Genomic DNA, 2,895 nt, shown 5'->3' with positions numbered 1-2,895 from the left:
CAATTTCTATCATTTTCATAAAAACCTTTTTAAATGCTTCTTTACCGAAATATATCTCTCTATTTTTTTCTACTGTCAACTTTTGATATAATTCTTCAAAATATTCTTCGTCTGTTTTTTTATTATTCTTAGGGTTGGCATCAATAAACTTCTTAATTAATGTTCCCAGCACTAACTGTTGAAATATACTAGTTTCATCTATCGGAATAAGGTCATCTACTATTTCTTGAAAAACGGTTCCTATATTCTGTATTGAATTCCTAAAATTCAGTAATAACGGTTCATAACTAATCCTGTTGGTTTTAACATTATACCATGGAATACAATAAAGAAAGTCTCCTTTTTCTCTTTTTTCAATAAACTTACCATTGAAACTGGACACTAATTTATTTGATTTATTAATCACCATAGAATCGTTTATAATATAAATACTATTTTTTTCTTTCAATTTTGAATTTAAAATCTTATCTGTTATGTCTCCATAAAACACCTTAATATTATCAGTTCCATCCTTATACTCTTCTTTCTCTAAAAGATCTATTTGAATATTTATGAGCTTTTCTACATTGTTAAACTGATCTTCACTAAATTTTAAATTATTATTTTTAAAATATTGAGAATATTTTGTGTGAAAAGATTTAAAAGTTTTAAGAAGCTCTCTTCCTGATGAACACAGTTCAGCCTTGTCGACTCTGTTTCTATTATTATTATCATGCTCAACAAACTTATCTTGCAGTAATTTAAGGTCTTTTTCTAAATCAGACTTATCTCCATAATGTAAGTAATATAAAACCTCCACTATCACACCAAAAAACTTTACATAATCACAATACATTGAGCGAAGAGTTTCATCTGCTACTAAACTTTGCGAATACCTTAATAGTGCGGTAACCATCACAACAGTACTGTCTTTGTGTACTATACCCTCATAATCTATAAGTTTTATATCTCCTTTTTTAGTTATCATTACATTATCCGTTTTTAAATCAAAATTATATAAACCTGCTTTGTTTTTTAAATTCTCATCTATTGTAAATACTTTATTTATGATTTCAACAGCTTATTTGTCTTTCATATTTTTGTTTTTTTCCAAATAGTATGATAAATTCATAAATCCGTCTTTCTTTAAATTTTTACTAATAATAAATTTATATTTTTTATTATTAATTTCTCTATCATAACAACCATAATATTTATTAATATTCCCTAATGTTTTATTTAATTCTGTATTTTCTTTTATTTTCTTATAGATATTGTATTCATTTTTTATAAGAGGATTCTTTTTTAACACAGTTCCTAATTTAAAAAAATAATTATTATAGCGATAAATAGGTTTATTCATTATATGGTAGTTGTCGCCATATATACCAAATAGTGCTGAGGGTTGAGTTTTGTTGGATTCGGAATCAAGGTATTCAAGGATAGCAAGCAAATTAGTAAAGAAATATTCTTTTAGCTTTTCTTTATCCTCGGCAGATGATATGTCTTTTCCATCTTTATTTACAAAATCTAAAATAGCCTTATTTAATGCAACATGAATTAAGAAATCTTTTGTATCTATATCATTTGCTTGTATAAACTCTTTTAAGTATTCAGAATTATTTTCATAAAACCGGATATTTGATGTTTATAATCATATATGCAATATCCGTTTCTTAAATCCAAATAAACATTTTTTATTTTAGTTTCATCTGTAATAACAATCTTCTCATTCTTCTTTGTTGCTAAAGAAAATGTTCCATTAAAATATTCGCCATTTTTTATCAAACTGTTATAAAATTCTTGGAAAGAAAGACCTATTTTATTATTATCTTCTGATATTTTTTCTAATACATTGTTATCAAGTATCCAATTTTTCAAATCAATAAATGACTTTCCTACCATACGGATAATTTCTGTTTGTTGATCTTTGTTAAGTTTTTCAGAAACAGAAAAAACAAATCTTTTTATTTCATTCTCTTCTTTATAGTCAACTATAATCTCTTTTTTATCTTCATTATAATTTATCTTTTCTATCGTTGGATTTTTGTTAATTTTTTTCAATTCGGTTTCTGTTATTATCCAGTGTTTTTCTACCAGTTTATCAACCAAGGAAAGTAAAGAATCTTTTTTAATAAATTTCTTTATAAATTCTACCGTATTTTCTTTTTCCAGTATTGAATTTAAATTAGAAACAAAATATTCCTTTAGCTTTTTTTCCTAATCGGCAGATATTTTGCCTGCCTCATAGTTTTCTTTTTTTATAAAATTTATGACTGCCTTGTTTAATGCAACTCTAATGAAAAAATCGTCATTTATGTTATTATCTCCAATTAACTTACTTAAAACTGTACTATTGTCCGAATAAAAGCGAAATATATTGTTGTTCCTTTCGTATACTATGCAGTTGTGTTCTAAATTTAAATAAACATAACTTACAGTTGTAAGGCTCTCTTTAGAATTAGCACCGACACCAAAAATAGTAATATTATTATCTTTTATTGAAAAAAGTTTATTACTGCTATCTCGGATACTAACATTTTTATCCGTAATATCTTTAAAATATAATTTTTGATTTTCTAATTCAGCTATATTAATTTGCTTTTGTATTTCAAAACAAACTTTATTTTCATTTATCCAATCAAGTATTGTTTTTCCAACAAGTTCTTTTTTGTCAATATTTTTCAGTTTTTCCAGGTTTTCATTGTCAATATTTTTGACAACAGATACAACAACACTATATATTCTGTTATTTTCTTTATAATGAACTATAACCTTATTGTTTTTTTCTGTATCCTGATAATATTCTATACCTTCTATTGTTTTATTGCCAAGTGATGACAAATCATCTTCTGTTGTTATCGGCTTTTCATCTATCTTTATATCTATTCCTAAAGATTTTCGGTTGCTAAGTAT

At 25.1% G+C, this 2,895-nt stretch carries 3 protein-coding genes and 1 pseudogene; all 4 read right to left on the bottom strand.

Annotation, left to right across the window (positions count from 1 at the left end):
- A partial coding sequence (locus tag ACMUOV_RS04125) for a hypothetical protein (protein ID WP_413853849.1) occupies window positions 1–967 on the bottom strand: 967 nt, incomplete at its 3' end.
- Between the two features lie 93 nt (window positions 968–1,060).
- On the bottom strand, window positions 1,061–1,342 hold the full coding sequence (locus ACMUOV_RS04120) for a hypothetical protein (protein WP_413853848.1): 282 nt from the start codon (window positions 1,340–1,342) through the stop codon (window positions 1,061–1,063).
- Window positions 1,343–1,584: 242 nt separating this feature from the next.
- On the bottom strand, window positions 1,585–2,043 hold the full coding sequence (locus ACMUOV_RS04115) for a hypothetical protein (protein WP_413853847.1): 459 nt from the start codon (window positions 2,041–2,043) through the stop codon (window positions 1,585–1,587).
- A 156-nt stretch (window positions 2,044–2,199) separates the two neighbouring features.
- A pseudogene (locus ACMUOV_RS04110) lies at window positions 2,200–2,895 on the bottom strand (hypothetical protein); the annotation flags it as partial.

The organism is Candidatus Ruminimicrobium bovinum (assembly GCF_902760015.1).
Lineage (GTDB): Bacteria > Elusimicrobiota > Endomicrobiia > Endomicrobiales > Endomicrobiaceae > Ruminimicrobium > Ruminimicrobium bovinum.
The sequence above is the reverse complement of the archived record's forward strand: the minus strand, read 5'-3'. Positions and strand labels throughout refer to the sequence as shown.